Raw genomic sequence first — 15,372 nt, forward strand, 5'->3', positions numbered from 1 at the left:
TCAGGCGAGTTTCAGGGAGTGCAGTTAGTCTTAATTATAGTTAATCATAAAGGTCGCATCCGCATCGGCACGACCTGGCTGCGGATTATTGGCTGTGGCAATGTAATTCGCATAAAAGTCCAGAACGGCATTACCCTGCGCGTCTACCACCACGTCCTGACTCGCCTGCTGTAGCGGCAGACGCGTTTTATCCCGGTCGCGGATCTCCACCGCCACATTGCTCGCCTGGCTGGCATCATTGAGCGCCAGCAGCTCCGGGTCCTGTGGATCAGTTTTCCCCGAAAAAGTAATCGACGCCGCCCCCGGCGGGCATCCCGTGAGCTTTAAGGTGAAGGGCATCGCCTGCGTACGGCTGCCGGTGGTACTCAGCTGCTTTGTCGGCCAGGTGCCCAGCGTCACTGATTTGTCGCTGTCGCTCCCTTCCGCCACGCAGGTGAAATCCACAATGTTGCCGTACAGCTCAATGTTGATCTCCCCGAGCGGGGTATCCGCCAGCGCGCCGCCCGATGTCATACCCGCAAGCGCCATTGCGGCGAGTAAAAACCGTCTTTTCATCGCCCTCTCCTTAGTCGTAATCCACGCGCAGATAGCCGCGGGAAGTGAAGCGCCCTTCGCTCGGTTTGTTCCCGGTGATACTCACCGGCCAGGCGCTGATGCCGACCACCGCCGAGGCATTATTATCCAGGCGGAACGGGATCTTACTGGCGAGGTTGTTTGGTGTGAGCGGCGTGCCGCTGGTCGTGGCGACGATAAACCCTAAATCCGGGTTATCGGAAACCAGTGCATTTCCGGACACCTTTTCCGCCTCGACGCGCATCGTGAGATAGGCATTCGCTTCCACGTTGGTGCACTTGATGGCAACGGTCTGAGTTTTCGGGTTGATCCCCTGCGGGCGATTACCGGCCCCGGCCTGGCTGAACAGCGACGCGCCGATATCACCAAAATCAAACTCCACCACTTTCCCGGCGTTAATCGCGCAGCTCTGCGGCACCTGAATGGTTCCGCTGTAGCTGATGGTATAAACCGGCGTGGTGAGCGGGTCCGATGAGGTGGTGGTGACGTACACGCGGAACATCACCTGACGCGGGATCACCACCATATTGATAAACCGTCGCGTCACCTTGAGGCGAAACACCAGATTCGAGTCATTCACCGGGAACGGCTGATGTTTAGACACGTTCGGGTGGCTGCCCATCTGAATGAAGTTTTGCGGCGGATAAAATACCCCGGCATAGCTGTCGGTGATCTTCATCGCCCCATCAAGATAGTCATTCAGCTTCAGGTACTTATAGCCGTCAATGGTGCTGGTGATCGGGAAATCGGTGACGTAGCTACGTTTGGTGGTATTGCCCGAGGTGCCCGAAGGACACACGGCGTTAACCCCCACCCACTGTGATTTTTCAGCCAGGGTGACGATCTGCCCGACCTGGTTGTTGGAGCTGTTAAAGGTGTTCGTTAAATCGTAAGAGATATCAGTGGGGACACCGTTTTGGTTGGCGCAGACCGTGGCCAGCGCCTGCGTGGCAGGAAACCAGGGCAGCAGCGCCGCCATCAGGTATCTCATCTTAATCACAGCGGATCTCCTTCATCGTGATCGCCTGTTGCAGGCTCTTTTCTGGCAGGTCATAGGACGCGCGGCACTGGGCGTTCACGCCATTGCCCCACTGAACCAGTAACTCTCCCCTCAGCGGCAACCCGCTGAGATAGGCCTGCCCGTCATCGCCCACCATGCTGGTGACGCCGCTTTCGGTTTCGCGAACCACGGCCCCGAATGGCACCGGCTGATTGCCGCGCATCAGGGTCAGCAGGGCACGCACGCCAATGCGCGTGTCAAAGCTCGCGCGAACCAGCGCCCCGTTAGTCGGCACGACGCTGCTGACGTTGTTTTCGATATCGGTATTGTTGTTCATGGTATTGGTGTCCAGCGCCACACGGTTGTAGCGATAGACCGTGGCGTAAGGCATCACGGCATAACCGCGCCAGTCGGTTTTCACCCCGGTCTGGTTTTCGATGTTCACCCCGGATGCGCCCGGCGCTTTAATCAGCACGTTGGTATCGCCCAGCGGCTGGCTGAACGTCACGCCGTCCGCGTGGCCCACCACACCGCCGGACATCTGCCAGTTCAGGTCATGCTGGTCGCGGGAATAGTTATACCCGGCCCCGAAGGTGCCGTAGGTCGCCTGCCAGTTGGCGCTGGCGCTCCCGCTTGCCCCGTTGGTGCTAGTGTGACCCTGGCTGACGCTGTAGGTCAGGTTTCGGTCTTCCAGCAAGGTGCCGCTGACCCCGGTCTGCCAGCTGGTATCACCGTCACTGTTGCGACTGGCGGAGGCTGTGGCGTAGGCGCGGTCGATGGCGCTGTCACGGCGGAAACCGTGGCGGGTAAACAGGCTGAACGGAACAGAGACGTTAAACGAGGCCAGCTTATCGGTGCCGCCGATGCCCACCGCCTGGTTCCACGACCAGGAGACGGAATAGCTCACGCCCTGCCAGCCTCCGGCGTAGCCCAGCTGATACCAGGTGCTGGAATCGCTGGTTCCCCAGTAGGTCTGCTCGCTGCCGGAGACGTAGAGCGAACCGTAATCACCCAGCGACTGGGAGATGTTCACCTGGAAGCGCCCTTTTTTGTTCCACGTCAGGTTGTGATAGCTCTGCACGTCCGACGTACCGTCGTCGTTCTTGTCGTCGCTATATTGGTAGCCCTCCATGGTTTTCCACGCCACGTCATCGAGGGTGTAAAACCCTTTCGTCGAATAGCGATAGCCCAGGAGCTGGAAGTTGGTGCCGAAACCGTTGAGTGATTTGGCGTACAGGAAGCGCAGGGATTGCCCTTCGTGACGGCTGTCATCGGCCAGTTGGCTGCGAGCCTGGGTGAGATCGAGTGAGATCGCCCCCCAGTCACCGAGGTTTTTCCCCGCACCGAGCGCGATAGAGGTATAGCGCGAAGCGAGCTGGGTACCGCCGTACAGCGTGTAGCCGTTGCCCAGGCCCGCAATCAACGTTCCCTGGGTGAAGAACGGCGTGTCCTGATCGTCGTTGCCGCTGCGGTAATCCCCGGCGACCAGATCGTATTTCAGACGGCCTTCACGCTGTAACAGCGGCACGGTGGAGTACGGCACGGTGTAGTGCTGCGGATTGCCGTCTTTCTCTTCCACGGTCACATCAAGGTCACCGCTCGAGGAGGTTGGGTTCAGATCGCTGATGGCAAACGCCCCGGCCTGAACGTAGCTCTGGTAGATGACGTAGCCGTTCTGGCGAATCACCACTTTCGCTGGCGTGCGGGCGATCCCGCGCACGGTCGGCGCGTAGCCCTGCATGCTGTCCGGATACATACTGTCGGACGAATACATGCGCAGACCGCGAAAACCGAGGCTGTCGAACACATCGTTGCCGGTATTGCTGTCGCCGAGCACCAGCTCGCTTTTCAGCGGGATCACCGTGCGCTGCGCAGAGGTGCTGATATTCTGCCACTCGTTCTGGCTTTGACCGTTGCTTTGCGAGTAACGCCACGCGCCGTTATTGCGCAGACGCCACGGGCCATAGTTCAGGCCGCTTTGCAGGTTCAGATAGTAGCTGTTGTCATCGTCATTGCCCCGGTTGCCGGAAAAGCTGTAGTTGAGCAACAGGGCCGGGATCCCCTCGTCCCACTGGTCCGGCGGAATGTAGCCGCGCGCGCTGTTCTGCATCGCCACCTGCGGAAGGTTGACGTTAAGGCGCAGGGAGGCAAAGTTGAACGCGATTTCGGTGCCGGGGATCGCCGTCGTCAGCGGAATACAGGACTCTCCGGTTGCCTTCGTCAAGTCCGGAAACGCACTAATATTCACGCCAAAGCGGTCGAGCATCGCGCGCGTGATACACGGCGACAGCCCGCCAGCGACGGGCGGGGTCTCTTCTGCAGCCGTCTCAAAGCGGACATCCTGAGCGCCGAGAAACTCATCGTTACGCCAGATATCCACGCGATAGGTGCCAGGCGCCTGCTGATGTCCCTGCTCAAAGCGTGATAAATCCGCCACGCCTGCCGTGTCTTCCGACAAAAACGCGGGGTTGAAATAGCTCTGCGCCCACACCATCGCCGGGCAGAGCACCGTCATCACTGCCAGCGCACACGGGCGGAAGCGCCATCGTGGATTATTCATCACTCTGACTCGGCTCAAAGACTGACGCGACGCGCAGGAGTGATAGCGCCGTAGTCATTCACGCTCTGCCAGGACAGCGCACCGCTGGCCCCCGTCGGCAGGGTCTGCTGCGCAGAGTTCTTCGGCGCAATCATGATATTTTCCAGCTTCTGCCCGCCCAGATACAGGTTCACCAGCGTCACGTAATAGGGCGAGGCGTTGCTGACTTTCAGGTGGTTACCCGCCCGCTCAAAACGGAGCTGGGACAGAGCTTCTTCGGGCGGCATCGCCAGGTTTTTTGGCCGCACAAAGAGTTTGATGCGCGACAGGATCGCCAGCTGGAGCACGTTTTTCCCTTCCAGATTGTCTTTGTTGACGGAAGGAATGGCTTTGACGTTCATGTAGAAAAGGGATTCGCGATCGGCAGGCAGCTGCGGACCGGCGTAGATAATACGCAGCGTGTTTTCGCTGTCCGGCTCGCTGACAAACAGCGGCGGCGTCACAGCAAAGGTTTTTTCTTTCTGGCCGCGGTCATTTTCGATCCACGCGTTGACTAAATAGCGCTCTTGTTTATTGCTGTTCGTAATGGCGAGCGAAGTCTGTTTAGCCTCCGCCGGATAAATAACCCGCGTGGCCCCCAGGGCAATCCCACCGGACGCCTGAACGGGCAGAGAAATCATCATTAAAATAAACGAAACAATCAGTCCTGGTTTTATTAGAGTGTTCATCACAACTATACCTTTACTATTAAGTTCGCAGGTGTGTACGACGTTATGGATAAATCAACGTAAACCAGACATCCGACTGAATATTGCCCGGCACAAGGTGTTCTGAAATAGCCCGATAGCGAGCGCTGAAATGAAATGTCACATCACTGGTGTCTATCGGCAACATCGTGGTTGCGGTGGCATTAGGGATAATCTGGCGCTGCTGCGAATCAAATAACGCCAGCCCAATTCCGCTGCTGACGCGACTATCGCCGGGCCGGGAGGTCGCCAGAAAAACCTGCGGATCTTCTGCGGGCGTGACGCCCTCAAACATCATCCCCACCGTGCGTGACACGTCCACGCTGCAATCCACCAGCCGTAAGGTAAAGGGCACTGCTACCGTTGAAAAACTGCCGACGCTGGTAAAGGAGTTTGTGCGATATTGTCCCATTTCCACGCGCAGACTTTGGCTCTCAGGCGCCACGGCACAGCCGCCGTTAACCAGCTCGCCTTTCATCTGTACCCGCCCGCCGTCTACCACCACCGTATGCGCCAGCGCTGGGATCGCTACGAAGATGGACAGCAAAAACAGGAGCCATTTTCTGGTCATCCTTAGCCCTCGATATGCTTCAAACAGGCCTCTTCCCTGAGGCCGGGTCATCCCTGAAGCGCGGTTTATTCGTATTTCATCACGAAGGTAGCGTCCGCGTTGGCCTGACCAGGTTCAGTGGTCGCCGCAGTGGATTTGTAACGCGCGGTAAAGTTCAGAGTGTTAGTGCCTTCAATCAGCGTTTTCGCTGCGGAGAAGGTGGCACCGTCTGGAGTCAGGGTGCTGGAAGAGCTGTCGAGGATTTCGATACCAACACCTTTCGCGGTGTTGTCGTTATCGCCTGCGGTGACTGCCAGCAGGGTTTTATCGGTAGCATCGATCTGGCCGGTGAACGCAACGGAAGCGGTTGCCGCGACAGTCGGGTCACAATCATTCAGTTCAATGGTGAACGGAATATTGGAGGTGGTATCACCCACTTTGGTGAATTTCGCCGTACGATATTGACCCAGGGTCACAATCTGATCCGCAGATTCAGTATTTACCGCACAAGCTGCGTTAACTAATTCACCTTTAAAGTGAACGGTACCACCATTTACGGATACGGGATCCGCTGCATGTGCGGCACCCGCAACTAATACCAGCGATGCGATGACGGAAGAAGCAATATTGCTAAATTTCATATCTGTTCCTTTGAATGTAATAAGCCCTTCCCGCGTTAATTCGGGAATTAAAAACACAATCAATTGCACAATTGAATGTTTATTTTGGAAGCATCAAAGTAGCCTGGTAACGAATATTAAAACAGGTCAAAACACTGGCATTAATCCAGGCTACATCCTAATTTGTCTTAGGAAAAGACCATTCAAAGCACAGGGTTTAGCGCCTGATTGTGGAAATCTCTCAATGGGTGACTGACAGCGGGCCTCGCTTCTGACAAAATATAGGCAATCCCCCTTTCAAACGTTACAGACGGAATCCTCTCTCTGATGGCAGCAAAGATTATTGACGGTAAAACGATTGCGCAGCAGGTGCGCTCTGAGGTCGCGGAAAAAGTGAAGGCGCGTACAGCGGCCGGAAAACGCGCTCCAGGGTTAGCCGTTGTGCTGGTTGGTAGCAACCCGGCATCGCAAATTTATGTCGGCAGTAAACGCAAAGCATGTGAAGAGGTGGGCTTCGTCTCCCGTTCCTACGATCTGCCTGAAACCACCAGCGAAGCAGAACTGCTTGAGCTGATTGACACCCTGAACGCCGACGAGGTGATCGACGGGATTCTGGTGCAGTTGCCGCTGCCTGCGGGCATCGACAACGTGAAGGTGCTGGAGCGCATCGCGCCGGACAAAGACGTGGATGGTTTCCATCCGTACAACGTCGGACGTCTGTGCCAGCGCGCCCCGCGTCTGCGTCCGTGTACGCCGCGCGGGATTGTGACCCTGCTCGAGCGCTACAACATCGACACCTACGGCCTGAACGCCGTGGTGATTGGCGCGTCCAACATCGTTGGCCGTCCGATGAGCATGGAGCTGCTGCTGGCCGGTTGCACCACCACCGTCACCCACCGCTTTACCAAAAACCTGCGCCAGCACGTCGAGAATGCCGACCTGCTGATCGTGGCCGTCGGTAAGCCGGGCTTTATTCCGGGTGAGTGGATCAAAGAAGGCGCGATCGTCGTGGACGTAGGCATTAACCGTCTGGAAAACGGCAAAGTGGTGGGAGATGTAGTTTATGAAGATGCCGCTGCGCGCGCGTCTTACATTACCCCCGTACCGGGCGGCGTCGGTCCTATGACCGTGGCGACCCTGATTCAGAATACATTGCAGGCATGCGTTGAGTATCACGACGTAGAGGAAGCGTAAAAGATGGCAACATTTTCATTAGGTAAACACCCGCACGTAGAACTGTGCGATCTGCTCAAACTGGAAGGCTGGAGCGAAAGCGGCGCACAGGCGAAGATTTTTATCGCTGACGGGCTGGTCACCGTCGACGGCGTGGTAGAAACCCGCAAGCGCTGCAAGATTGTCGCCGGTCAGACGGTAAGTTTCCAGAACCAGAGCATTACGGTTACCGCCTGAGTCGCTTGATGCCCGGTGGCGCTGCGCTTACCGGGCCTACGATTTGTTGATTGTTGATTGTTTTTGTAGGCCGGGTAAGGCGTAGCCGCCACCCGGCATTTACACCATACCGCACCCATAATCCCCCTCTCCTATAACGATTAATTCTCGATCAACTTCAAAGAATCACTATTTCGTTTGCTCAAATGTGAAAATTAAGTTGCGCGAAATTCTGGCTTCTCTCACGATAAGTAGAACGTTCTACTAAAACGTTCTACTTACAATAACAGCGCCTCTCAAAGCGCTTCTCGGGGGAAATCAGCATGGGTCTGATATCAGGGTTTGTTAAATCGTTGTCTAAGTTATCGATGATTGGTCGCGCGTTGATGCTGCCAATCTCACTGCTTCCTGCTGCGGGTCTGCTGTTAGCCTTCGGCGATAAATTCCACATGCCGCTGATGATGAACGCCGGCGGGGTGATATTTGATAACCTGCCGATGCTGTTCGCCATCGGTTCCGCTGTCGGTCTGGCGTCAGAATCCGGGATCGCGGCCCTGTCGGCAGCGGTCTCGGTCTTTGTCACCAACATCACCATCGGCACTGTCCTGAGCATCACGCCGGAAATGGCCTCTCAGGGCGGGAAATACGCTATGGTGGTCGGCATCCCGACGCTGCAGATGGGCGTTTTCGGCGGCCTGATCTGCGGTATTCTCGCGGCCTGGTGCTATAACCGCTTCCACACCATGCAGCTGCCGGAATTCCTCGGCTTCTTCTCTGGCAAGCGTTTCGTCGCCATCGCCACCGCTTTCCTGTCGTTCGTTCTCGGCCTGCTGCTGCCGTACGTCTGGCAGCACATTCAGGCGGGGATCGACGCCCTGTCGGTGATTGTGAACGGTGATAATCAGGCGGCCTCGACCTTTATCTTCGGTCTGGTAGAACGTGCGTTAATCCCGCTCGGCCTGCACCACATCTGGTATCCGTCGTTCTGGTACTCGTTTGGCGATTACACCACTCAGGCGGGCCAGGTGATCCACGGCGACCAGACCATCTGGTTCAAAATGCTGGAAGAAGGGACCAAATCCTTTAGCAGCGACACTTACCAGAACGCCGGTAAATTCATGCAGGGCGAGTTCCCGCTGATGCTGTTCGCACTCCCTGCGGCCTGCCTGGCGATGTACCACGAAGCCCACACCAAGAACAAAAAAATCGCCTTCGGTATCCTGTTCTCGGCGGCACTGACCTGCTTCCTGACGGGCATCACCGAGCCGGTTGAGTTCACCTTTATTTTCGTCGCGCCAATCCTGTACGTGTTTAACGCCATCATGGCGGGCCTGGCCTACATGACGATGTATCTGCTGCACGCCCACATCGCCAAATCCTTCTCTGCGGGCCTGATTGACTACATCTCCTTTGGTATCCTGCCGTCGTTCAACGGCTACCAGACCAACTTCCTCAACGCCGTGATCATCGGTATTCCGATGGCGCTGATTTACTACTTCACCTTCCGCTTCGTGATCCGTCGTTTCGATGTCAAAACGCCGGGCCGTACGGAAGTGACCGCGACAACGGACGACAAAACCGACACCGAAATCGCGACCGAAATCATCGGCCTGCTGGGGGGAGCGAAGAACATCGACTCCGTCGGGTCATGCATCACCCGTCTGCGTCTGGAAGTGGCGAAGAGTGATGAAGTGGATAAAGACGGTCTCAACGGACTCGGCGCGCGTGGCGTAGTCTTTGTCGGCGACAACGGTATTCAGGTGATTTTCGGTGCCAGAGCACAGTTTATCGCCCAGACCATGTCCACCATGATCGGTAAATAATAAGATGCCGGACCGGCACGTCTCCTGTACTCTGGGTGACGTGTCTTATCCGGCTGATAATCAGGAAATTTCAGGGAGCGAGTTTGAAGAAAGTCGGCATTATTGATGTGGCAAAACAGGCTGGCGTGTCGGTCTCCACCGTCTCGCTGGTGTTGCGCCAGAAAGGGAAAATCTCAGAGGCAACCATTGAGAAAGTCCAGGCTGCCATCAATACGCTCGGCTACATTCATAACGTCGCTGCCGCCAATCTTCGCGCCAACACCTCCAATCTTATCGGCCTGATCCTGCGCGATTTCAGCGACAGCTTCTCCATCAAAGTGATGGCGAGCATCGTGCAGGAGCTGGAAAAACAGGGCTTTATGGTCTTCCTCGGGCAGCCGCTTAACGATCACGAACATCTTGAGCGCTGCCTGCTTTCGTTTAAACAGCAGGGCGTGGCGGGGGTGATTTATTTGTCGTCCGATACGCGAACGTCCAGTCTCCCGTCGCAGATCCGCGAATGTCCGCTGCCGCTGGTCGTGGTTTCTCAGTCCTTACTCAATGACCCCTGCAATCTGGTGATGCGCGATAATCGCCAGGCGGCGAATCTCGCCACCCGCTATTTGATTGAACGCGGCCACCGCAATATCGCCTACATCGGCGGGCGGGAAGGTTGTCTGATCCGCGAGCAGCGCCTGTTAGGTTTTCGCAGCGCGATGACCCAGTACGGGCTAGTGAACCGCGAAGAGTCCGCTCCGGTCTGTAGCGACGATACTCAGGCGGCGGGGTTTATCACCCGTCAGCTGCTGGAAAAAAATAACACCATTACCGCCCTGCTCTGCCATTCACCCGATGCGATGATCGGCTCGATTTCTGGCATTCATCAGGTGGGCCGCACGGTCGGGAAAGACGTGTTTCTGACGCAGCAGGTCGCGCTGGTAGGGTTTGAAGATATGCTGCACGTGAATCTCACCTCGCCGTCGTTCACCTATGTGTCGTCGGCGAGCGAAGAGACGGGCCGTCAGGCGGCCGGGTTGATGATTCGCAAGCTGAAAGAGCCGGAGCTGCAAACGCAGCGCATCACTCTGTCCGGGCAGCTGATCGCCCGCGAGTCGGCCTAGAAATGAAAAAGCGCCCGAATCCGTCGGGCGCTGAGGGTTTACAGCATTATTTTGCGGGGCTGATGCTCACGACTTTCACGTCGTAGACCATCGTCGCATTCGGTGGAATATTCGGCGGACTCCCCGCTTCACCGTACGCCAGCTCCGGCGGTACGACCATCTGCAGTTTGCCCTGATTATTCATCATGCTGATGGCGGTTTTGAACAGCGGCGGGAATCTGTCCAGCGGCAGCGCCAGCACTTTACCCGTTTTGTTCATGTCCTTGATCACTTTGCCATTCGACAAGCTTTCGGTCACCGCAATCGCCACGATATCGCTGTTTTTAATCGCGCCGCGACCTTTCTCGGTGATGCGATAGTAGTAACCCATCTCCGACTTTTTGACGCCCGGCTTTTTGCTGTATTTCGTGATGAAATCACTGTTGGCGGCATCCGTCGGCGCAGGCTGCTGCGATTTCGCGGTCACGCTGGCATCCATCTCCTGCAGCTCAGCCAGCATCTTCTCTTTCGGAATTTTAAACTTGCCGCTCATCATATCCGTCACGCCGCTGACGACCTGAGGCTGGGACACCTTGAAGCCATCGGACTCGACCTTTTTCATTGCGTTCAGCACGTCATGACCCCAGAAGGCACCCAGCGCATAGGCCCGAATGTCTTCCTTGCTGACAGGCGCAGGCGTTTCCGGTGTGGTCTTGAGGCTCGCCATCTGTTTGGTCTGCGCATCGAGCTTCGCGGTCGTTTCCTGCCATTTGGTCTGCAGCTCGGTGGATTTCCCGTTGCTGTCCGCCAGGGCTTTCTTCACAGAGGCGAGCTCGGTGGCTTTCGCACTCTGATCGGCGGTGAGCGCCGCCAGTTTTGTCGTCAGCGCGGCCATTTCATTCTGGCTGTCCGCCAGGGACTGCTTAAGCTGGGCGGTCTCTTCGCCTTCGTCCAGACGCGTCGCGGTGAGATCGGCGATCTGCTTGTTGGCGCTTTCCAGCTGCTGCGCGGTGGTTTGCAGCTTCGTTTGCAGGTCTGCCAACTGCTTCTCGCTGTCGGCGAGTTTCTGCTGTTGCGCTTTGGTCGTGGAATCCTGCGTCGAGGCGTACTGCTTCGCCAGCTCCGCGATTTTCTTTTCCTGCTCGGCTTTCAGCGCCGCAACCTGGGCATTGAGTGCGTCGGTCTGCGCCTGCGAGGTTTGCAGGCGATAGCCCGCGCTCTTGTGCATCGGTGCCGCTTTTGGCTTCGACGGCACGATCTCTTCCGCATCCGGCAGGTTGACCGGCGTTTCCATCAGCAAAGAGGGAATTTCACTGGACTGAGAGGTAATCGAATCCAGCGATTTCACCGCCGCGGCGTTATCACCGGCCTGCGAGGTCTGAGCCAGGATGCAGCTCAGTAAAACCGGAATCGAGATAACCAGAGGTTTCAATCGGAATATATTCAATTGGTATTCTCCACTCGACTAATCAACGCCTGTCGAACCGTTTGTTCTATATCGCTGCATATTTTCTGCGTTTTAAATTTATAAAACGCGTCCATGGTATCTTTTGTTTGCATCGTAATATCTTCGCGCACGGCGGTATAAACGGAAGCACTGGCTAATAACTCATTAAATATCGATTTTTTCTGCGCATACAGACGCGGGCTAATTTTGGACAATGCGACCAGTTCACGCTGACAGGTCGATGCCGAGCCTTCTGCGCTCGCCGCGGCTGGCTGCGGCTCTGGCATGGCGGCTGGAGTAAGCACAGGTGCCGGGACGTAAGACGTTGTCGGGCCTGACATTGTCTTCTTATTCGCTGTTTTATTTTGCTGGCAACCGGCGGTTACCAATAGCGTTGAGATAATCATCAACGAAAAGAGCGGCCTTCCAGCATATTTGCGGAATTTATCAGTAACGATCACGAGCTTATCCTTTAAATATCCACTTTGGTTCACGTCAAGGAATTAACGTCACATGCCAGTTGGAATAATAGACGAGCGATTATAGGGCGAATAAATGCGCAAAACCATTTTATTGGGGTGTTAAGTTATCCAAAATGAGACCGCTTAACGGGTGACATTTATTGAGGAAATATGGCGGGGTGTGGTGCAGTAAAAAGCCGGGTGGCGCGATGCTTACCCGACCTACGGTATAAACGCAAAACGGCAACATCCGTTGCCGTTTTTAATATTTTCTCCCTCTCCCCGTGGGAGAGGGTTGGGGTGAGGGCACCAGACCGCACTCATTTGTAGGCCCGGCAAGCCTCGCGCCGCCGGGCAACACAAACTTACTTCCGACGCCAGGTCGTCCCCTGCGGACCATCTTCCAGAATGATCCCCATCTCGGTCAGGCGATTACGCGCCGCATCTGCCGCCGCCCAGTCTTTCGCCTGACGCGCTTCCAGACGCGCTTTAATGAGCGCTTCAATCTCCGCCACTTCACCATCGTCCGCCTGCGCGCTGCTCTGCAGGAACACTTCTGGCTCTTGCTCCAGCAGGCCCAGCACCGCAGAGAGTTTACGCAGATGAGAAGCCAGCGCGTTTGCTGCCGCCATATCTTCTGTTTTCAGACGGTTCACTTCACGCGCCATATCAAACAGCACGGAGTAGGCTTCCGGTGTGTTGAAGTCGTCGTTCATCACTTCGATAAAGCGCGCTTCGAACGCCTCGCCACCTGCCGGTGCAACGGATTTGTCGGTTCCGCGCAGCGCGGTGTACAGACGCTCCAGCGCCGAACGAGCCTGTTTCAGGTTCTCTTCGCTGTAGTTCAGCTGACTGCGGTAGTGGCCCGACATCAGGAAGTAACGCACGGTTTCCGCGTCGTAATATTTCAGTACGTCGCGCACGGTAAAGAAGTTGCCCAGAGATTTGGACATCTTTTCGCGATCGACCATCACCATCCCGGAGTGCATCCAGTAGTTGACGTACTCGCCGCCGTGCGCACAGGTGGACTGCGCGATTTCGTTTTCGTGGTGCGGGAACATCAGGTCCGAACCGCCGCCGTGAATATCGAAGTGTTTGCCGAGCTGTTTGCAGTTCATCGCCGAACACTCAATGTGCCAGCCCGGACGCCCTTCGCCCCACGGAGATGGCCAGCTTGGCTCGCCTTCTTTGGACATTTTCCACAGCACGAAGTCCATCGGGTTACGCTTCACGTCAACTACGTCAACGCGCGCACCGGCCTGCAGCTGGTCCAGATCCTGACGGGAAAGCTGACCGTAGTTTGGATCCGTCGGCACCGAGAACATCACATCGCCGTTGTCCGCCACATAGGCGTGACCGCGGGCGATCAGCTTCTCGGTGATGTCGATAATTTCGTGGATGTGATGCGTGGCGCGCGGCTCGCTGTCCGGGCGCAGAATGTTCAGTGCATCAAAATCTTTGTGCATTTCGGCGATCATGCGATCCACCAGCGCCACAAAGCTTTCGCCATTTTCATTGGCGCGTTTGATGATTTTGTCGTCGATATCGGTGATGTTACGCACGTACTTGAGCGTATAGCCCAGGAATCGCAGGTAGCGTGAGACCACGTCGAAAGAGACAAACGTACGCCCGTGACCGATATGACAGAGATCGTAAACAGTGATACCACACACGTACATGCCGACTTCCCCGGCATGGATAGGTTTAAATTCCTCTTTTTGGCGCGTCAGAGTATTAAAGATTTTTAACATCGAAGATTCCGTGTAGACGTGTGTGGACAATAAAGTCTGTATAATACCCATAATTCAGACCGGAATCAGCACACAATGCAAGATGATCCCGTCTGAGGGTTATGCTATAACAGCCCTCTATCTGTGACCCAGAGTTGGGTCGACGCTCTACAATACCGGAACAGGATGCAAAAATGGTTACTTTCCACACTAATCATGGCGATATCGTTATCAAAACCTTTGATGATAAAGCGCCTGAAACAGTCAAAAACTTCCTGGACTACTGCCGCGAAGGTTTCTACAACAACACCATTTTCCACCGCGTGATCAATGGCTTCATGATTCAGGGCGGCGGTTTTGAACCTGGCATGAACCAGAAAGAGACCAAAGAAGCGATCAAAAACGAAGCCAACAACGGTCTGAAAAACACCCGTGGTACCCTGGCGATGGCGCGTACTCAGGCTCCACACTCTGCGACTGCCCAGTTCTTCATCAACGTGGCTGACAACGACTTCCTGAACTTCTCCGGCGAAAGCATGCAGGGCTGGGGCTACTGCGTGTTCGCAGAAGTGGTTGAAGGTATGGACGTGGTTGAGAAAATCAAAGGCGTGTCGACTGGCCGCAGCGGTATGCACCAGGACGTTCCAAAAGAAGACGTGATCATTACTAGCGTGACCGTTAGCGAGTAATTGGTGGCGACACTCTTTATTGCAGACCTCCATCTGCAAACAGAAGAACCGGCGATTACCGCCGGTTTTCTGCGTTTTTTACGCGGTGAAGCGCAGTCTGCCGACGCGCTCTACATTCTGGGCGATCTGTTTGAGGCCTGGATTGGCGACGACGATCCTAACCCGCTGCACCGCGAAATGGCCGTCGCCATCAAAGCGCTGGTCGATTCCGGCGTCCCCTGCTTCTTCATCCACGGCAATCGCGATTTTCTGATTGGCAAAGGTTTTGCCCGCGAAAGCGGCATGACATTGCTGCCGGAAGAAAAGGTGCTGGATCTCTACGGACGCAAAGTCTTGATCATGCACGGCGACACGCTCTGCACCGACGATACCGGCTACCTGGCGTTTCGCGCCAAAGTCCACACGCCGTGGATCCAGACGCTGTTCCTCGCCCTGCCGCTGTTCATCCGCAACCGCATCGCCGCCAAAATGCGCGCCGGCAGTAAAGCCGCCAACAGCAGCAAATCCATGACCATCATGGACGTCAACCCGCAGGCGGTTGTCGACGTGATGGAAAAACACCGCGTGCAGTGGCTGATCCACGGCCATACCCATCGCCCGGACGTTCACACGCTGACGGCCAACGGCGAACCCGCACACCGCGTGGTGCTGGGTGCCTGGCACACGGAAGGCTCGATGGTGAAAGTCACGCCAGACGGCGTTGAGCTGATTCAGTTTCCGTTTTAA

At 56.0% G+C, this 15,372-nt stretch carries 15 protein-coding genes; 6 read left to right on the top strand and 9 right to left on the bottom strand.

Annotation, left to right across the window (positions count from 1 at the left end):
• Positions 1-30 precede the first annotated feature (30 nt).
• The 6 genes from sfmF to fimA form a co-directional block, all read right to left on the bottom strand.
• The gene (sfmF, locus tag AC3WS9_RS16255; RefSeq protein ID WP_390888238.1) at positions 31-555 is read right to left on the bottom strand and encodes a fimbria assembly protein; all 525 of its coding nucleotides are present in this window, start codon (positions 553-555) and stop codon (positions 31-33) included.
• 10 nt (positions 556-565) lie between these two features.
• On the bottom strand, positions 566-1,564 hold the full coding sequence (fimH, locus tag AC3WS9_RS16260; RefSeq protein WP_390888239.1) for a type 1 fimbria D-mannose specific adhesin FimH: 999 nt from the start codon (positions 1,562-1,564) through the stop codon (positions 566-568).
• 1 nt (position 1,565) lies between these two features.
• A complete protein-coding gene (locus AC3WS9_RS16265; RefSeq protein ID WP_492489346.1) occupies positions 1,566-4,133 on the bottom strand; it encodes a fimbrial biogenesis usher protein in 2,568 nt (855 codons plus the stop codon).
• A 14-nt stretch (positions 4,134-4,147) separates the two neighbouring features.
• Positions 4,148-4,840, bottom strand: a complete 693-nt coding sequence (fimC, locus tag AC3WS9_RS16270) for a type 1 fimbria chaperone FimC (RefSeq protein ID WP_282492535.1) — start codon at positions 4,838-4,840, stop codon at positions 4,148-4,150.
• Between the two features lie 43 nt (positions 4,841-4,883).
• Positions 4,884-5,429: a type 1 fimbrial protein subunit FimI gene (gene fimI / locus AC3WS9_RS16275; RefSeq protein ID WP_285146728.1), complete on the bottom strand. Its 546-nt coding sequence runs from the start codon at positions 5,427-5,429 to the stop codon at positions 4,884-4,886.
• Between the two features lie 65 nt (positions 5,430-5,494).
• Positions 5,495-6,049 carry a type 1 fimbrial major subunit FimA gene (gene fimA, locus AC3WS9_RS16280; protein ID WP_282492537.1) on the bottom strand — a complete coding sequence of 185 codons (555 nt, stop codon included), beginning with the start codon at positions 6,047-6,049 and terminating at the stop codon, positions 5,495-5,497.
• A 306-nt stretch (positions 6,050-6,355) separates the two neighbouring features.
• Between fimA and folD the strand changes: the two genes are divergently transcribed.
• From folD to malI, 4 genes are all read left to right on the top strand, one after another.
• Positions 6,356-7,222 (top strand): bifunctional methylenetetrahydrofolate dehydrogenase/methenyltetrahydrofolate cyclohydrolase FolD, encoded by an 867-nt coding sequence (folD, locus tag AC3WS9_RS16285; RefSeq protein WP_282492538.1) that lies wholly within the window; start codon positions 6,356-6,358, stop codon positions 7,220-7,222.
• Positions 7,223-7,225: 3 nt separating this feature from the next.
• Positions 7,226-7,438 carry a ribosome-associated protein YbcJ gene (gene ybcJ / locus AC3WS9_RS16290; protein WP_282492539.1) on the top strand — a complete coding sequence of 71 codons (213 nt, stop codon included), beginning with the start codon at positions 7,226-7,228 and terminating at the stop codon, positions 7,436-7,438.
• A gap of 302 nt (positions 7,439-7,740) precedes the next feature.
• Positions 7,741-9,240 carry a PTS transporter subunit EIIC gene (locus tag AC3WS9_RS16295; RefSeq protein ID WP_282492540.1) on the top strand — a complete coding sequence of 500 codons (1,500 nt, stop codon included), beginning with the start codon at positions 7,741-7,743 and terminating at the stop codon, positions 9,238-9,240.
• 83 nt (positions 9,241-9,323) lie between these two features.
• A complete protein-coding gene (malI, locus tag AC3WS9_RS16300; RefSeq protein WP_285146732.1) occupies positions 9,324-10,340 on the top strand; it encodes a Mal regulon transcriptional regulator MalI in 1,017 nt (338 codons plus the stop codon).
• A 46-nt stretch (positions 10,341-10,386) separates the two neighbouring features.
• Here the strand turns inward: malI and AC3WS9_RS16305 are convergent, their stop codons facing one another.
• From AC3WS9_RS16305 to cysS, 3 genes are all read right to left on the bottom strand, one after another.
• The gene (locus AC3WS9_RS16305; protein ID WP_492489350.1) at positions 10,387-11,751 is read right to left on the bottom strand and encodes an FKBP-type peptidyl-prolyl cis-trans isomerase; all 1,365 of its coding nucleotides are present in this window, start codon (positions 11,749-11,751) and stop codon (positions 10,387-10,389) included.
• Positions 11,752-11,762: 11 nt separating this feature from the next.
• Positions 11,763-12,227, bottom strand: coding sequence for a YuaE family lipoprotein (locus AC3WS9_RS16310; RefSeq protein WP_492489352.1), 465 nt, complete (start codon positions 12,225-12,227; stop codon positions 11,763-11,765).
• 365 nt (positions 12,228-12,592) lie between these two features.
• Positions 12,593-13,978 (bottom strand): cysteine--tRNA ligase, encoded by a 1,386-nt coding sequence (gene cysS / locus AC3WS9_RS16315; RefSeq protein WP_285158256.1) that lies wholly within the window; start codon positions 13,976-13,978, stop codon positions 12,593-12,595.
• A gap of 173 nt (positions 13,979-14,151) precedes the next feature.
• Here cysS and ppiB point away from each other — a divergent pair, with 173 nt between their 5' ends.
• Together ppiB and lpxH are read left to right on the top strand one after the other, a co-directional pair.
• Complete coding sequence (ppiB, locus tag AC3WS9_RS16320) at positions 14,152-14,646, top strand: peptidylprolyl isomerase B (protein WP_095281072.1); 495 nt, start codon at positions 14,152-14,154, stop codon at positions 14,644-14,646.
• Between the two features lie 3 nt (positions 14,647-14,649).
• Positions 14,650-15,372: a UDP-2,3-diacylglucosamine diphosphatase gene (lpxH, locus tag AC3WS9_RS16325; RefSeq protein WP_492489354.1), complete on the top strand. Its 723-nt coding sequence runs from the start codon at positions 14,650-14,652 to the stop codon at positions 15,370-15,372.

It is taken from the genome of Lelliottia sp. EB106-05-01-XG201 (genome assembly GCF_058791735.1).

Coding starts and splice junctions, on each gene's coding strand:
- AC3WS9_RS16295 (WP_282492540.1), top strand. CDS start 7,741: ATGGGTCTGATATCAGGGTTTGTTAAATCGTTGTCTAAGTTATCGATG.
- fimC (WP_282492535.1), bottom strand. CDS start 4,840: ATGAACACTCTAATAAAACCAGGACTGATTGTTTCGTTTATTTTAATG.
- ybcJ (WP_282492539.1), top strand. CDS start 7,226: ATGGCAACATTTTCATTAGGTAAACACCCGCACGTAGAACTGTGCGAT.
- fimA (WP_282492537.1), bottom strand. CDS start 6,049: ATGAAATTTAGCAATATTGCTTCTTCCGTCATCGCATCGCTGGTATTA.
- ppiB (WP_095281072.1), top strand. CDS start 14,152: ATGGTTACTTTCCACACTAATCATGGCGATATCGTTATCAAAACCTTT.
- fimI (WP_285146728.1), bottom strand. CDS start 5,429: ATGACCAGAAAATGGCTCCTGTTTTTGCTGTCCATCTTCGTAGCGATC.
- folD (WP_282492538.1), top strand. CDS start 6,356: ATGGCAGCAAAGATTATTGACGGTAAAACGATTGCGCAGCAGGTGCGC.
- sfmF (WP_390888238.1), bottom strand. CDS start 555: ATGAAAAGACGGTTTTTACTCGCCGCAATGGCGCTTGCGGGTATGACA.
- fimH (WP_390888239.1), bottom strand. CDS start 1,564: ATGAGATACCTGATGGCGGCGCTGCTGCCCTGGTTTCCTGCCACGCAG.
- AC3WS9_RS16265 (WP_492489346.1), bottom strand. CDS start 4,133: ATGAATAATCCACGATGGCGCTTCCGCCCGTGTGCGCTGGCAGTGATG.
- cysS (WP_285158256.1), bottom strand. CDS start 13,978: ATGTTAAAAATCTTTAATACTCTGACGCGCCAAAAAGAGGAATTTAAA.